Genomic DNA, 14646 nt, shown 5'->3' with positions numbered 1-14646 from the left:
CGCTCGATGTCTGCACGCGCGACTGGTTTCGTCGGCAGGTCTCCTGGCTGGCAGGTCCTCATCCAGCGCGGCCTTCCCGGTTGCCCAGTGGCCTGGCCGGCGCCACGGAACCTCGTTCTCGTGTCGCCGCATTGCGCGGACTCGCTGCTTACAGTTGCGGGGGCAGCCACGGCTTAACCGTGTTCCCTCTTCGGCTCTGAGAAACCTCACCGTAAAGGCGAAGCGTCCTACGAGCACCGACGAAGCGGGTATTATGCCTGCTTTGCCCGAGGTCAGGAAAAGCCTGCCCGTCGGATCGATCGTCGCACCCCTGAGGACATTTCATGACGCCCTGGCTGACCATCGTCGGCATCGGCGAGGACGGCTATGCCGGCCTCGGCAAGGCTGCGCGCCGCGCCCTGCTCGCCGCCAGCGAAGTGATTGGCGCGCCGCGCCAGCTGGAGTTGCTGCCGCATTGCCTGGGCGCCCGGCGCCGGGCCTGGCCGAGCCCGTTCAGCCTGGAACCGGTGTTGCGCCGCCGCGGCGAACCGACCTGCGTACTGGCCAGCGGCGATCCGATGCTGTTCGGCGTCGGCGCGAGCCTCGCCCGTCAGATTCCGTCCGAGGAAATGCTCGTGCTTTCCGCACCTTCCTCCGCCTCTCTCGCGGCGGCGCGGATGGGCTGGGCATTGCAGGACTGCGCGCTGTTGTCGCTGGTGGCGCGCCCATTGGCCGCACTTCATGCGCAGATCCATGACGGCGTGAAGCTGCTGATCCTCAGCAATGACGGCGACAGCCCGGCGGCCATTGCCGCGCTGCTGCGCGAGCGGGGTTTCGGCGCGAGTCGCCTCAGTGTGCTGGAGCACCTGGGCGGCGAGGCTGAGCGCCGCATCGACGGGCTCGCCAGTGACTGGTCGCCGAGCCAGACCGCTGCGCTGAATATCGTCGCGGTGCATTGCGGGGCTGGCGCCGACGCGGTTCGCCTGCCATTGACCAGCGGCCTGCCGGACGACGCCTATCGCCACGACGGCCAGCTGACCAAGCGTGACGTGCGTGCCGTGACCCTGGCGCGATTGGCGCCCAAGCCGGGTGAGCTGCTGTGGGATGTCGGCGCCGGATGCGGCTCTATCGGCATCGAATGGATGCGCGCCCATCCAAGCTGTCGCACGCTGGCCATCGAGGCCAACGATGGGCGCCAGGAGCACATCCGTTTCAACCGTGACGCCCTCGGTGTGCCGGCGCTGCAGCTGGTCTGCGGCGCCGCGCCGGATGCGTTGCAGGGGCTGGAGCGCCCCGACGCGATCTTCATCGGCGGCGGCGTGACCCTGCCCGGCGTATTCGAGCAGTGCTGGGAGCAACTCAAGCCCGGCGGCCGGCTGATCGCCAACGCCGTCACCCTGCAGAGCGAGTCGATGCTGCTGAGCTGGCGCGCCCGCATCGGCGGCGAGCTGACCCGCCTGTCGGTGTCCCAGGCCCAGCCGCTCGGCGGCTTCGATACCTGGCGCGCGGCGTTGCCGATCACCCTGCTGGAAGTGTGGAAGGAATGACCTGTTCTGTTCGTCCGATCGTCAGGGCGCAATGGGGCCTGGCCAACCGGAACAGCATGGGTATCGCTCCGCTCCACCCATCCTACGATGCGCTTCGCCATGCGTGACGAGACCTCCGAAGAACCCCGCCCGTTGCGCAGCGGCTACACCACCGGCAGCTGCGCCACCGCCACCAGTCTGGCGGCAGCGCGCCTGCTGCTCACCGGTGAGGCGCTGGATGCGGCGCAGATCGCCCTGCCGAAAGAGCGCAGCGCGACCCTGCGCCTGGAGTTCTGCCGGCTCACCGCCGAGGGCGCCGAAGCCGGCACGCTGAAGGATGCCGGCGACGACCCGGACGTGACCCACGGTGCGCTGGTCTTCGCCCGCGTCGCGCTGAGCACTGAGCCCGGTGTGCGTTTCCGTGCGGGAGAAGGCGTCGGCACCGTCACCAGGCCGGGGTTGGTGCTGGCGGTGGGCGAGCCGGCGATCAACCCGGTGCCGCGGCAGATGATGCAGGGCAACCTCGCTGCGTTGGCGGCCGAGTGCGGCTATGCCGGTGGCTTCGAGGTCACGATCAATATCGAGGGCGGCGCCGAGCTGGCGCTCAAGACCATGAACCCGCGCCTGGGCATCCTCGGCGGTCTGTCGATCCTCGGCACCACCGGCATCGTCCGACCGTTCTCCTGCTCGGCGTACATCGCCTCGATCCAGCAGGGCATCGACGTCGCCCGCGCCAACGGCTTCCGCCACCTGGCTGCCTGTACCGGCAACGCCAGCGAGGATGCCATGCGCCGTCGCTACGGCTTCGACGACACCGCGCTGATCGAGATGGGCGACTTCGCCGGCGCGGCGCTCAAGCACTTGCGCAAGGTGCCGGTGGAACGCTTCAGCGTCTGCGGCGGCTTCGGCAAGATCAGCAAGCTCGCCGCCGGTCACATGGATCTGCACAGCCGCCACTCCAGCATCGACCTGCCGCAGCTCGCCGAGTGGGCGGCGCAGATCGGCGCGTCGGCGGAGCTGCAACAACGCATGCGCGAGGCCAATACCAGCCAGCAGGCACTGGCGCTGTGCCGCGCCGAGGGCATTGCCCTCGGCGATGCCGTTTGTGCCCGCGCGCTGGCCTTCGCCCGGCGTATCGTGCCCCTTGAAGTGACGCTGGAAGTCTTTGCCATCGACCGCCAGGGCAACCTGGTGGGCGAGGCGCTGGAGGTGCGATGATACGTGTCCTGCTGCTGGGGGGGATTGGCGAAGCGCTGGCCATTGCGCGGCGTCTGGGGCGGTCACACCTGTACAGCCTCGCCGGCCTCGGCAAGGTGCCGGATGACCTCGCCTGCGAAGTGCGGGTGGGCGGTTACGGCGGCGCCGAAGGCCTTGCCGATTTCATCCGCGAGCGCGGCTTCGACCTGTTGCTCGATGCCACCCACCCCTACGCTGCGCAGATCAGCGTCAACGCTGCCCGCGCCGCGCAATTGGCTGGCGTACCCTGTTGGGCGCTGCGTCGTCCCGGTTGGCAGGCCGGTGCGGATGACGACTGGCGCGAGGTGGCCGGCTGGCCGGCGCTGATCGCGGCGCTGGAAGTGTTCAGGCGCCCGCTGTTCACGATGGGCCGTGAGCCGCTGGAACATCTCGAAGAAATCCCCGCCCACCAGCACTGGACCGTGCGCTGCCTGCAGAGCCTGCCCGGCAACGTGCGCGCCGAAGTGCTCGGCGCGCGCGGGCCGTTCACACTGGAGGACGAGCGCGAGCTGTTCACCCGTCTGGGCACCGACGTGCTGGTCAGCAAGAACAGCGGCAGCCAGGCCACCGAACCGAAGCTGCAAGTCGCCCGCGAGCGCGGTGTGCCGGTGCTGATCCTGGCGCGGCCGGAGCTGCCGGCAGTGGACCGGGAGTTCGCCAGCGTCGAGTCGCTCTGGCAGGCGCTGGAGCCCCTCGCGGCCGATTGAAGGAACGTCCCGTGCAGCGCGTGTTCACAGCTTCGTAGCGGTTCGCGGGCAAGCTCGGTATGGCGTCAAGACCGGGCTTCTCCGCCGTTCCGCCAGCCTCTATGCTGGGCCCCGGTTTTCACAGGGAGTGACACCATGCTGCGAATACTCGGCCGCGCTTCATCGATCAACGTGCGCAAGGTGCTCTGGACCTGCGCCGAACTGAACCTGCCCTACGAACGGGAAGACTGGGGCACGGGTTTTCGCTCCACCGCCTCGGCGGAGTTCATTGCGCTCAACCCCAACGCCATGGTGCCGGTCCTGGTCGACGGCGACTTCGTGCTCTGGGAATCCAACGCGATCTGCAGCTACCTCGCCACCCGCTATCCGCTGGACGAGCTTCTGCCCACGTCGCCCCGCGAGCGGGCCTTGGTGGAGCAGTGGATGGGCTGGCAGGCCACCGAGCTGAACAACGCCTGGCGCTACGTGTTCATGGCCAGGGTGCGCAATAGTCCCAGCCACACCGATGAATCCGCCATTGCCCTGAGCGAGGCGCAGTGGAACCACGGCATGGCCCTGCTGGACCGCCAGCTGGCGCGCACGGGGGCGTTCGTCACCGGCGCCTGCTTCAGCCTGGCCGATATCGTGCTCGGCCTGGCGGTGAACCGCTGGTACCTGACACCGATGCAGCGCCCGGAACTGCCGGCTGTGGCGGCCTACTACGAACGGCTGAGCGAGCGGCCGGGGTTCCTGCAGCTCGGGCGCAACGGGGAGCCTTGAACGGGGGCATTTGGCGTCGCGGATCGCCCCCCAGCCAGGTTTGGGGCGAGGGCCCTTAACGGCCGAGCGCTGAAAGATCGCCGATCGGCCGGTATTCGGCGTCGAGCTCTTCCGCCAGTTTCCTGGCCCTGCCCAGTCGCACGCTACCGCCTTCGGTATCCACCAGCAGCGTCGGGCAGTTCAGCGGCTGCAGCGCCGGCCAGTCGCGCAGGCGGCCGTCGGTCAGCACCAGCAGGCGCTGGCGCTCATCCGGTTTCTGTCGCTGACGCTGGTCCAGCCATTCGCGGGCTTGCTGCAGCGCCTCGATCAGTGGGGTGCCGCCACCGGCTCCGAGGTGTTCCAGCCATTCCTGCAATTGTGCCGACGCCTTCTGGCCCTGCCACAACCAGCGCGGTTGGGTGCCGGTAGCGTGCAGCACGGCGAGGCGCGCGCGTTGCCGGTAGGCCTGTTCGAAGGTGTCGGCGAGCAGGCCCTTTGCGCGGGCGAGCGCGCCGTGGCGGCGGGTACTGGCGGAGGCGTCGACTATCACCATCCAGAGTTCGCCGGGCTTGCGGCTGCGGGCGCGCAGCACCAGGTCGGCGCGGCGTTGCGGGCGGCCGTTGCGCAGGCTGGCGGGCCAGTCGATTCGGCCGTGCGCGCCGTTCTGGCGGGCGCCGCTGCGGCCGCCGGCGAGTTGGCCGGGTCGGGGGTTGGCATCCGCGCCTGGGGCCGGGCGCGGGCGGATGCTCAGGGCTTTTTTGGCCAGCCCGTCAGTTGCCGGCGTTCGCCCATGGCGACGCTCTGGGCGGGCAATTCGCCCCACTGGCCTTCGCCGTTGGAAGCATCGGATGGCGCCTGCGGCTGGCTGGAAGAAGACTGCGGCGGCGTGTGCGATTGCGGCGGCGCGTGGCGACGGCGATGGGCGAGGGCGAAGTGCTCGACTGCATCGATGTCCTGCGCCCCGATCGCGTTGGCACCGCGCCAGGCGGCATGGGCGCGGGCAGCACGCAGCCAGACGAGGTCGGCGCGCAGACCGTCGACGCCGGCGGCATGGCAGCGTTCGGCGATGGTCTCCAGCGCGGCATCATCCAGGGGAATTGCAGTCAGTTGCTGGCGGGCATCGCCGCAGCGTTGTTGCAGGGCTTGCTGCGCGCCTTGCCAGTGCGCGAGGAACGCCTGCGGGTCGGCATCGAAGGCAAGTCGACGGCGGACGATCTCGGCGCGCTCGCTCGGTGCCGGAGCACCTTCCAGCTGCACCTTGAGGCCGAAGCGGTCCAGCAGTTGCGGGCGCAGCTCGCCTTCCTCGGGGTTCATCGTGCCGATCAGCACGAAGCGCGCCGGGTGGCTGTGGGACAGTCCGTCGCGTTCGATCAGGTTGACCCCGCTGGCGGCCACGTCGAGCAGCAGGTCGACGAGGTGGTCGGGCAGCAGGTTCACTTCATCCACATAGAGTACGCCGCCGTGGGCGTGGGCCAGCACACCGGGGGAGAACTGCGCACGGCCTTCGCCCAGCGCGGCGTCCAGGTCGAGGGTGCCGACGATGCGTTCCTCGCTGGCGCCCAGCGGCAGGGTGACGAAGCGCCCGCCGTCCAGCACATCGGCCACGCCGCGCGCCAGGGTGGACTTGGCCATGCCACGCGGCCCTTCGATCAGCACGCCGCCGATGGCCGGGTCGATGGCTGCCAGGCACAGGGCCAGTTTCAGCTCATCGGCGCCGACGACGGCTGCCAGTGGGAAATGGGGAAGGGCGCTCATGGGGATTTCCTGCGGATTTCGTCCGTGCATGGTAGCGAACCGGACGAAGGAGGTGCGACCAATGTCCATCGGATCGATAGACTCAAGTCATTGATCGACGCTGCGCGATGCAGTACCTTGGCTCCACTTCCACGGAGAACATCATGCCGTCCAGCCTGTCCATCCAGTCCCTCGCCCGCCTCGGTGCCATTGGCTCCGTAGATGCTCGCGCGCAGGTTCTGGCCGCTGCTGCCGGCTATTTCTTCTATGGGTATTGGTTTAGCCAAAGGCGCGCCTGATACCCCACAGGCGCCCTAGCAAGCAGGGTCGCCAACCAGACAGTTTCCCAAAACCCCGGTCGGCAACCCGACCGGGGTTTTTGTTTTTCCGGCCCACAAGGCCAACACATTGCCAACGAATTGAATCGGGCCAACACGCCCGGACAGAGGATCCAGACATGACCGCCTACACCACTGATTACCGCTATTACCGCAACTCCGACTGGCGATTTAGCAGCGCGCTGCGTGCCACCCAACGAGCCTTGCCACGAACACCTAGATAGAGCGCCGAGCGCGGAAAGACTACCGCGCCGGCCAAGGATGCCAGTCAGATGAATGCTTCCACCTCCGCCCTGATCCGCCCCGAACACGCAGCCTCCGCCGAAGTCCTCGACCTGCCGCTGCCCTCTGCCCGCCGCCGCGAACAACCGCTGCCGAGCCCCGCCGAACTGCGCCAGCACCTGCCGCTGTCCGCCGCCATGGCCCACCGCGTCCGCGAAGGCCGCGAGGCGATCCGCGCTGTCCTCGATGGCCGCGATCCGCGCCTGCTGGTCGTCATCGGCCCGTGCTCGCTGCACGACCCCCTCGCCGCCCTCGAATACGCCGACCGCCTCGCCGAACTGGCGCCGCAGGTGAGCGACCAGCTGCTGCTGGTGATGCGCGCCTACGTCGAGAAGCCGCGCACCACTATCGGCTGGAAAGGCCTGGTCTACGACCCGCAGCTGGATGGCACTGGCGACATGGCCGGCGGCCTGGAACTGTCGCGCCGGCTGATGCTGGGCATGCTCGAGCGTGGCCTGCCGATTGCCACCGAACTGCTGCAACCGCTGGTGGCCGGCTACTTCGACGACCTGCTGGGCTGGGCCGCCATCGGTGCGCGCACCAGCGAATCCCAGGTGCACCGCGAGATGGTCAGTGGCCTCGATCTGCCAGTGGGTTTCAAGAACGGCACCGACGGCAGCATCGGCATCGCCACCGACGCCATGCGTTCGGCGGCACACCCGCACCAGCACTTCGGCATCGATGCGCTGGGTCGCCCGTCGCTGGTGCAGACCCAGGGCAACCCGGACAGCCACCTGGTGCTGCGCGGCGGCCATGCCGGCCCGAACTTCGACGCGGCCAGCGTGCAGCAGATTCGCCAGGGGCTGGAGAAGCTCGGCCTCGAGCCGAGCATCATGGTGGACTGCAGCCACGCCAACAGCGGCAAGGACCCGCTGCGCCAGCCGGCAGTGCTGGACAGCGTCCTCGACCAGCGCCTGGCCGGCGACGCTTCGCTGCGCGGCGTGATGCTGGAGAGTCATCTGTTCGACGGCTGCCAGCCGTTGTCCGGCGAGCTGCGCTACGGCGTCTCGATCACCGACGGCTGCCTGGGCTGGAGCGGCACCGAGGCGCTGCTGCTGAATGCGGCGGAGCGGCTGCGTCGGGGCTGAGCCTGCCTTTCGTAGGAGCGAGCTTGCTCGCGAACCCGCCTCCGCTGCGGGGCAATGTTCGCGAGCAAGCTCGCTCCTACACGCAAACCCGTCACACCGTATTCGATGGAGACGCAGGAGCGGACTCTGTCCGCGATAGGTCTGCATCGAGCTGGACACCATCGCGGACGAAGTCCGCTCCTACGCAAGTTGGAAATACCTCACTGCTCCTCGCTGTTCACCAGCAGATTCTCCAGCGCCTCGCGGTATTCCCCCGGCTCTTCCCACAACCCGCGTTGCTGGGCTTCCACCAGGCGTTCGGCGATGTCGCGCAGGGCTTCGGGGTTGTGCTGGCGGATGAATTCGCGGGTGTCGTCGTCCAGCAGGTAGGCGTCTGCCAGCAGGCGGTACTGGTGGTCGTCCACCAGCTCGCTGGTGGCGTCGAAGGCGAACAGGTAGTCCACCGTCGCGGCCAGTTCGAAGGCGCCCTTGTAGCCGTGGCGCTTCATGCCGGCGATCCATTTCGGGTTCACCGCGCGGGCGCGCACCACGCGGCCGAGTTCTTCCTTCAGGGTGCGGATGCGCGGGTTGTCCGGCTGGCTGTGGTCGCCGTGGTAGCTGGCCAGCGATTGGCCCTGGATGACCTCGGCGGCGGCGAGCATGCCGCCCTGGAACTGGTAGTAGTCGTTGGAATCGAGGATGTCGTGCTCGCGGTTGTCCTGGTTGTGCAGCACTGCCTGCAGGCCGGACAGGCGCTGGGCGAAGCGTGCGCGCGCCGGGGTACCGTCGTCGCTGGCGCCGTAGGCGTAGCCGCCCCAGTTCAGGTAGGCCTCGGCAAGATCGGCGCGGCTGTCCCACTGGCGTGATTCGATCACGCCCTGCACGCCGGCGCCGTACGCACCGGGCTGGGCGCCGAAGATGCGCCAGCCGGCCTGGCGGCGGGCTTCATCCAGTTCCAGTCCCTCGGATTGCAAACGTGATTGGTCGGCCCGCACGCGTGCGGCCAGCGGGTTCAGGTCGTCCGGCTCGTCCAGCGCGGCAATCGCCTGCACGGCGGCGTCGAACAGCCGGATCAGGTTGGCGAAGGCATCGCGGAAGAAGCCCGAGACGCGCAGCGTGACGTCGACCCGCGGGCGGTCGAGCAGGGTGATTGGCAGGATCTCGAAATCTTCCACGCGCTGGCTGCCGGCCTGCCACACCGGGCGCACGCCGAGCAGCGCCAGGGCCTGGGCGATGTCGTCGCCGCCGGTGCGCATGGTCGCGGTGCCCCACACCGACAGGCCGAGCTGGCGCAGGTGGTCGCCGTGGTCCTGCAGGTGGCGTTCGAGCAACCGGCTGGCCGACTGGAACCCCAGGCGGAAGGCGGTGGGCGTGGGCAGGTTGCGCACATCCACGGTGAAGAAGTTGCGCCCGGTGGGCAGCACGTCGACCCGCCCGCGACTGGGCGCGCCGCTGGGGCCGGGCGGGACGAAGCGGCCGTCGAGACTGGCGAGCAGGTGAGCGATTTCGCTGGCGCCACAGGCGTCCAGGGTCGGGGCGATCTGCTGGTGCAGTTGCGCGAGGACCGCCGCGCTGGCGCTGCCGGGGGCGCTGACCGAGCCGTCGATCAGGCGCAGGGCAAACAGCTCCAGGCGCTCGCGGGTGTCGCCGTTGCTGCGCCAGGGCTCGTCGCTCACCGCGAGCAGCGCGTCCGGACGCGGACCTTCCCAGGCCTCGGCGAAGGCTTCGTCGAGCGGGTCGCGCCCCAGCTGCAGGTCCTCGCTCAGCGCGCGCAGCAGGCTGGCGTTGCCACCACGACCATCTCCACGCGGAAGGCGCACCAATGACAGCAGCGTGTCGCGGCGCAACTCGCCTGCGGGCGACTCGCCGAACACATGCAGGCCGTCGCGAATCTGCGATTCCTTGAGGTCGCAGAGGTAGGCGTCCAGTTGCGGCAGCCAGCTCTCCGCATCGTCGCTCAGTTGCAGACCCAGCTCGCGGTCCAGCGAGGTTTCGCGCACCAGCGCGAGGATGTCGCCGCGCAGCTCGGTGGCGCGGCGCGGGTCGAGCAGGGAGGCGTCGTAGTACTCGTCGGCCAGGCGTTCGAGGTCGCGCAGCGGGCCGTAGTTTTCCGCACGGGTCAGCGGCGGCATCAGGTGGTCGATGATCACCGCCTGGGCCCGGCGCTTGGCCTGCGCACCTTCGCCGGGGTCGTTGACGATGAACGGGTAGAGGTTCGGCAGCGCGCCGAGGATCGCGTCCGGCCAGCACTCCTCGGAGAGCCCGACGCCCTTGCCTGGCAGCCATTCGAGGTTGCCGTGCTTGCCGACGTGGATCACCGCGTCGGCGCCGAACACCTCGCGCAGCCAGAAGTAGAAGGCGAGGTAGCCGTGGGGCGGCACCAGCGACGGGTCGTGGTAGATCGCCGCGGCGTCGAGCTGGTAGCCGCGCGCCGGCTGGATGCCGACGAAGCCGAGGCCCAGGCGCAGGCCGGCGACCATCAGGCGGCCGCTGCGGAACATCGGGTCCTGTTGTGGCTCGCCCCAGCGTTCGCGCACGGCTTGCTGGTTGGCTTCGGGCAGGCGCGCGAAGCAGGCGAGGTAGTCGTCCAGCGCCAGGCTCTGCGCGCAGGGGCGCAGGTCGAGGCTGTCGAGGTCGTTGCTGACGCCGCCGAGCAGTTGCTGGATCAGCGTGGTGCCGGATTCGGGCAGGCCGGCGACGGGATAACCCTGACTCTCCAGCGCGCGCAGGATGTTCAGCGCGGCCGCCGGCGTGTCGAGACCGACACCGTTGCCGATGCGCCCGTCGCGGGTCGGGTAATTGGCCAGGATCAGCGCCACGCGCTTGTCGGCGTTGGCCTTGCGCGCGAGCAGCATCCAGCGTCGCGCCAGCTCGGCGATGAAGTCCATCCCCGGCAGGTGCGGCAGGTAGCAGACCACGTCGCTCTGGCTGCGCTCGCTGCGCCAGGCCAGGCCCTTGAAGCTGATCGGCCGGGTGATGATGCGGCCGTCCAGCTCCGGCAGCGCGATGTGCATGGCCAGGTCGCGTGGGCCGAGGCCCTGCGGGTTGGCGCGCCAGAGGTCGAAGTTGTCCAGCGAGCAGATGGCTTGCAGCACCGGCACGTCGCGTCTGAAGGGCCGCTCCTGCGGTGCTTCGGGGTTCGACTGGGCGAAGCCGGTGGTGTTGATGATCAGCTCGGCGTCGGCGCTATCCAGCAGGCTTTCCACTGCCTCCAGGCAGGTGGCTTCCTTGAGACTGGCCACGGCGATGGGCAAAGGGTTGATGCCCAGGGCCTGCAGGCGTTCGCAGAAGGTGTCGATGAAACCGGTGTTCGCCGCCTGCAGGTGGGTGCGATAGAACAGCAGCGCGGCGACCGGGCACTCGGGGTTCCAGTCGGCCTGCCAGCGGGCGAGGTCGCAACTGCCGAGCCCGCAACTACCAAGCAGGGGGTGATAGACCGCCACGCGCGGCAGCGTGCGGGGTTCACTCCAGGCGTAGTCGCGTTGCAGATGACGGTTGGCCAGGCAGGCGAAGAACTGCCGGGCGTTGTCCATGCCGCCCTGGCGCAGGTACTGCCAGAGGCGCTCGGCATCCTGCGGGGGGACGCTGCACAGGGCGGCGAGTTCGGGGTCGGGCTTGTCGTCACCGGGTACCGCGATCAGCGTGACGCCGCGCTCGGCCAGCGCCGCCAGTTGCTCCATGCCGTAGCGCCAGTAACCGACGCCGCCGTGCACCGAGATCAGGATGACCTTGGCGTGCTGCAGCACCTCGTCGACGTAGAGGTCCACCGAGGCGTGGTTCTGCAGCTGCATGGGGTTGGCCAGGCGCAGGCTCGGGTAGTCCTCCGGCAGCTCGCGGGCGGCCTCGGCGAGCAGCGCCAGGTGTGAATCGCCGCTGCAGAGGATCACCAGTTCGGCGGGCGTCTGGGCCAGGTGGGCGATGCCGTCGTCGGGGACGAAGCCGCCGGGTTGGGTGCGCAGCAGGTGCATGGATCGGGCCTTGTCGCTCGGTGGTAACACCCTCTCCCCAGCCCTCTCCCTGAAGGGAGAGGGGGCAGTTCGGCGTTTGCGGGTAGCGTTGCGTTACGCCAGGGCGGTACGCAGCTCGTTGGCGATGGTGGCCTGGTCCAGTTCCTGACCGATCACCACCAGGCGGGTGCCGCGGGTTTCGTCGCTGCGCCAGGCGCGGTCGAAGTGTTTGTCGAAGCGCTTGCCGACGCCCTGTACCAGCAGGCGCATGGGCTTGCCGGGGATGGCGACGAAGCCCTTGATGCGCAGCACGGCGTGGCGCTCGACCAGCGCGTTCAGTGCATCGAGCAGGGCGCGCTCTTCCACTTCCGGCAGGTCGACATGGAAGGAGTCGAATTCGTCGTGGTCATGATCTTCATGGCCTTCGTGGTCGTGGTGGGTCGGGCGGCTGTCGATGTGCAGTTCGGCCTCGGCGTTCAGCCCCAGCAGCACCGAGAGCGGCAGCTGGCCGGAGTTGGCTTCGACGATCTTCACCGCTGGCGGCAGCTCCTCGGCAACTTCCGCGCGCACGCGGGCCAGCGCTTCGGCGTCGAGCAGGTCGGCCTTGTTCAGCACCACCAGGTCGGCACTGGCCAGCTGGTCTTCGAAGAGTTCGTGCAGCGGCGATTCGTGGTCCAGGTTCGGGTCCTGCTTGCGCTGCTCGTCCACCTGCTCGGGGTGGGCGGCGAAGGTGCCGGCGGCCACGGCCGGGCTGTCGACTACGGTGATCACCGCGTCGACGGTGCAGGCGTTGCGGATTTCCGGCCACTGGAAGGCCTGCACCAGCGGCTTGGGCAGGGCCAGACCGGAAGTCTCGATGAGGATCTGGTCGAGGTCGCCACGGCGCGCCACCAGCTCGCGCATCACCGGGAAGAACTCTTCCTGCACGGTGCAGCACAGGCAGCCGTTGGCCAGCTCGAAGACGCGGCCGACCGCTTCTTCTTCGCTGCAACCGATGGAGCACTGCTTGAGGATTTCGCCGTCGATGCCCAGCTCACCGAACTCGTTGACGATCACCGCGATGCGGCGGCCTTCGGCGTTATCGAGCATGTGGCGGAGCAGGGTGGTCTTGCCGGCACCGAGGAAGCCGGTGACGATGGTGACGGGGAGTTTGGCCAGGGTTTTCATGCGCGCCTCGCAAGCGAAATTGGGAGGGCGGATGAAGGGCGCGCGCGCGGGTTCGCCGCGCAACGAAGGTCGCCACCGGATCACCCCGCCCGGTTGTCTGTTGATAACGAACCAGTTCTGGATCTCGCGAGCTAGAGCCAGGCAAGGCGGAGGGTCGCTGGGGACGCGGAGTTGACTGTAGTCAATGAGCAGTCCACGGCGATCCTCCAACGCAGCATGGCCGACGCGCAGCAGATCGAAAACCCGTCACGAGGCAGGTCTCCTGGCTCACAGCCCTCTATCGTCTCTTCGCCTTCCCGCCCGAATCGGCAGTGGCGCGTGAAGAGACAGGCTGTTCACAGTTGCGGGGGCAGCCGTGGCGCATCCGAAGATTTCCACGTTCCCTCTTAGCTCCGGCCAGCGCCGGAGAACCTCGAAGGGGGGAAGGCTACGCAGCGTGGCCGGGGCGGTCAATCGCCGGGGATCGGTTGCTGCACAGTTGACGCTGCGGGACGACCGTGGTCAGCTAGCGCGGTTTCAGGTGTCTCGCGCCGACGCGCGCGAGGTGAAACGGGAAGCCGGTGCGTCCGCAAGGACCAGTCCGGCGCTGCCCCCGCAACGGTAAGCGCATCGAGGGTCGTCAGTAGCCACTGTGCCAAGGCATGGGAAGGCTGACCCGTCCGGCGAGAGTCTCTCGCCGGCGTCGCAAGCCCGGAGACCGGCCTGGAATCCTCACATTTTGGCAACCCGCGGTGGGCGGGCGCAGGCCGTGGCGCGACCGATCCGGCGCGTTCGAATGCGTTCAACCTCTGCGTTCTCACTCTTTTCAGAGGGAACGTTCATGTCCAGCAGCATCCTGACGCAACAGGCGTCGAGCACCTCCATCCCCCTTTCCAAGCGCATCAGCCTGGCCGTCGGCGCCAGCCTGCTCGGTGCGCTGCTGGTGTATTTCGCCGGCTTCTCGCACATCGACGCGGTGCACAACGCCGCCCACGATACTCGCCATAGCGCAGGCTTCCCCTGCCACTGATGCGGTTCTGAGTTCGATCGGCTGCGCGTCGGCCAGGCTGCGTTGGAGAATCGCCGTGGACTGCTCATGGACAGCAGTCCACTCCGCGTCCCTGGCGATCCTCCGCCTTGCCTGGCTCTAGCTCGCTCGATTCGATGGCTCGGAGAAGGAAAAGGAAAGAACTCATGATCAAACGTATTGCCCAGACCGCCGGTTTCGCCGGTCTGATTGCCGCGCTGGTGCTGACCGTGGTCCAGCTGCTGTGGGTTTCCCCGCTGATTCTGAAAGCGGAAACCTACGAGAAGGCCGAGCCGGCCGTCGCGCTGGTCGAGGAGCACGCCCACGAGCATGCCGATGGCGCCGCCGCCGGCCATCACCATGATGCGCAAGCCTGGGAGCCGGAAGACGGCTGGCAGCGCATCCTCTCCACCACCGGCGGCAACCTGGTGGTCGCGGTGGGCTTCGCGCTGATGCTGGCCGGCCTGTTCACCCTGCGCGAGCCGGGCAGGACGTCCGAAGGCCTGCTCTGGGGCCTGGCCGGTTTCGCCGTGTTCACCCTCGCGCCATCCCTCGGCCTGCCGCCGGAAGTCCCCGGCACCGCTGCCGCCGACCTGAGCCTGCGGCAGACCTGGTGGATCGGCACCGCTGCCGCCACCGCCGCCGGCCTCGCGCTGCTGGTGTTCGGCCGCCACTGGGCGCTGCGCATCGTCGGCCTGGCACTGCTGGTCGTGCCCCACGTGATCGGCGCGCCGCAGCCGGAAGTGCATTCCAGCCTGGCGCCGGAAAGCATCGCCCACGAGTTCATCGTCGCCTCGCTGGTCACCAATGCCGTGTTCTGGGCAGCCCTGGGCCTGGTCGCCGCCTGGCTGTTCCGCCGCTTCGCGCCGTCGACCTGATTCGCCGCTATGCTCGACCCCGCAGCCGGCCCGGCCGCCTG

Annotated in this window: 12 protein-coding genes and 3 riboswitches; of the genes, 8 read left to right on the top strand and 4 right to left on the bottom strand. The window is 68.7% G+C overall.

Annotation, left to right across the window (positions count from 1 at the left end; translation table 11 throughout):
• Positions 1-16 precede the first annotated feature (16 nt).
• Positions 17-256, bottom strand: a riboswitch (cobalamin riboswitch).
• 67 nt (positions 257-323) lie between these two features.
• From cbiE to J2T47_RS27360, 4 genes are all read left to right on the top strand, one after another.
• On the top strand, positions 324-1526 hold the full coding sequence (gene cbiE, locus J2T47_RS27375; protein ID WP_253453665.1) for a precorrin-6y C5,15-methyltransferase (decarboxylating) subunit CbiE: 1203 nt from the start codon (positions 324-326) through the stop codon (positions 1524-1526).
• Between the two features lie 99 nt (positions 1527-1625).
• Entirely contained in the window at positions 1626-2723 is a 1098-nt protein-coding gene (locus J2T47_RS27370; protein WP_253453662.1) for a cobalt-precorrin-5B (C(1))-methyltransferase, read from the top strand.
• Positions 2720-3448, top strand: coding sequence for a cobalt-precorrin-6A reductase (locus J2T47_RS27365; RefSeq protein WP_253453660.1), 729 nt, complete (start codon positions 2720-2722; stop codon positions 3446-3448). The genes J2T47_RS27370 and J2T47_RS27365 overlap by 4 nt, the downstream gene beginning before the upstream one ends.
• Positions 3449-3583: 135 nt before the next feature.
• Positions 3584-4207 carry a glutathione S-transferase family protein gene (locus tag J2T47_RS27360; RefSeq protein ID WP_253453657.1) on the top strand — a complete coding sequence of 208 codons (624 nt, stop codon included), beginning with the start codon at positions 3584-3586 and terminating at the stop codon, positions 4205-4207.
• A 55-nt stretch (positions 4208-4262) separates the two neighbouring features.
• Here J2T47_RS27360 and J2T47_RS27355 read toward each other — a convergent pair whose 3' ends face one another.
• Both J2T47_RS27355 and J2T47_RS27350 read right to left on the bottom strand, forming a co-directional pair.
• A complete protein-coding gene (locus J2T47_RS27355; RefSeq protein ID WP_253453715.1) occupies positions 4263-4952 on the bottom strand; it encodes a vWA domain-containing protein in 690 nt (229 codons plus the stop codon).
• Entirely contained in the window at positions 4934-5941 is a 1008-nt protein-coding gene (locus J2T47_RS27350) for an ATP-binding protein (RefSeq protein WP_253453654.1), read from the bottom strand. Before J2T47_RS27350 ends, J2T47_RS27355 begins: the two co-directional genes overlap by 19 nt.
• Before the next feature lie 143 nt (positions 5942-6084).
• Between J2T47_RS27350 and J2T47_RS29290 the strand changes: the two genes are divergently transcribed.
• On the top strand, positions 6085-6219 hold the full coding sequence (locus J2T47_RS29290) for a hypothetical protein (RefSeq protein ID WP_301295705.1): 135 nt from the start codon (positions 6085-6087) through the stop codon (positions 6217-6219).
• Positions 6220-6530: 311 nt separating this feature from the next.
• On the top strand, positions 6531-7628 hold the full coding sequence (locus J2T47_RS27345) for a 3-deoxy-7-phosphoheptulonate synthase (protein ID WP_253453651.1): 1098 nt from the start codon (positions 6531-6533) through the stop codon (positions 7626-7628).
• 200 nt (positions 7629-7828) lie between these two features.
• On the opposite strand, the gene cobN is transcribed toward J2T47_RS27345, so the two are convergent.
• Both cobN and cobW read right to left on the bottom strand, forming a co-directional pair.
• Positions 7829-11575, bottom strand: a complete 3747-nt coding sequence (gene cobN, locus J2T47_RS27340; protein ID WP_253453648.1) for a cobaltochelatase subunit CobN — start codon at positions 11573-11575, stop codon at positions 7829-7831.
• 93 nt (positions 11576-11668) lie between these two features.
• A complete protein-coding gene (cobW, locus tag J2T47_RS27335; protein WP_253453645.1) occupies positions 11669-12721 on the bottom strand; it encodes a cobalamin biosynthesis protein CobW in 1053 nt (350 codons plus the stop codon).
• A 235-nt stretch (positions 12722-12956) separates the two neighbouring features.
• Positions 12957-13151: riboswitch (cobalamin riboswitch) on the bottom strand.
• Between the two features lie 71 nt (positions 13152-13222).
• Positions 13223-13441: riboswitch (cobalamin riboswitch) on the top strand.
• A gap of 100 nt (positions 13442-13541) precedes the next feature.
• On the opposite strand from cobW, the gene J2T47_RS27330 reads away from it, so the two are divergent.
• Both J2T47_RS27330 and J2T47_RS27325 read left to right on the top strand, forming a co-directional pair.
• Positions 13542-13730 carry a CbtB domain-containing protein gene (locus J2T47_RS27330; RefSeq protein ID WP_138216880.1) on the top strand — a complete coding sequence of 63 codons (189 nt, stop codon included), beginning with the start codon at positions 13542-13544 and terminating at the stop codon, positions 13728-13730.
• Between the two features lie 164 nt (positions 13731-13894).
• A complete protein-coding gene (locus J2T47_RS27325; protein WP_253453642.1) occupies positions 13895-14605 on the top strand; it encodes a CbtA family protein in 711 nt (236 codons plus the stop codon).
• Positions 14606-14646 lie beyond the last annotated feature (41 nt).

It is taken from the genome of Pseudomonas nitroreducens, from assembly GCF_024170165.1.
In the GTDB taxonomy this organism is placed as follows: domain Bacteria; phylum Pseudomonadota; class Gammaproteobacteria; order Pseudomonadales; family Pseudomonadaceae; genus Pseudomonas; species Pseudomonas nitroreducens_C.
Note: the sequence above shows the minus strand (reverse complement) of the source record. Positions and strands in the feature narration are given on the sequence as shown.

Coding starts and splice junctions, on each gene's coding strand:
- J2T47_RS27325 (WP_253453642.1), top strand. CDS start 13,895: ATGATCAAACGTATTGCCCAGACCGCCGGTTTCGCCGGTCTGATTGCC.
- cobW (WP_253453645.1), bottom strand. CDS start 12,721: ATGAAAACCCTGGCCAAACTCCCCGTCACCATCGTCACCGGCTTCCTC.
- J2T47_RS27365 (WP_253453660.1), top strand. CDS start 2,720: ATGATACGTGTCCTGCTGCTGGGGGGGATTGGCGAAGCGCTGGCCATT.
- cbiE (WP_253453665.1), top strand. CDS start 324: ATGACGCCCTGGCTGACCATCGTCGGCATCGGCGAGGACGGCTATGCC.
- J2T47_RS27360 (WP_253453657.1), top strand. CDS start 3,584: ATGCTGCGAATACTCGGCCGCGCTTCATCGATCAACGTGCGCAAGGTG.
- cobN (WP_253453648.1), bottom strand. CDS start 11,575: ATGCACCTGCTGCGCACCCAACCCGGCGGCTTCGTCCCCGACGACGGC.
- J2T47_RS27370 (WP_253453662.1), top strand. CDS start 1,626: ATGCGTGACGAGACCTCCGAAGAACCCCGCCCGTTGCGCAGCGGCTAC.
- J2T47_RS27350 (WP_253453654.1), bottom strand. CDS start 5,941: ATGAGCGCCCTTCCCCATTTCCCACTGGCAGCCGTCGTCGGCGCCGAT.
- J2T47_RS29290 (WP_301295705.1), top strand. CDS start 6,085: ATGCCGTCCAGCCTGTCCATCCAGTCCCTCGCCCGCCTCGGTGCCATT.
- J2T47_RS27330 (WP_138216880.1), top strand. CDS start 13,542: ATGTCCAGCAGCATCCTGACGCAACAGGCGTCGAGCACCTCCATCCCC.
- J2T47_RS27345 (WP_253453651.1), top strand. CDS start 6,531: ATGAATGCTTCCACCTCCGCCCTGATCCGCCCCGAACACGCAGCCTCC.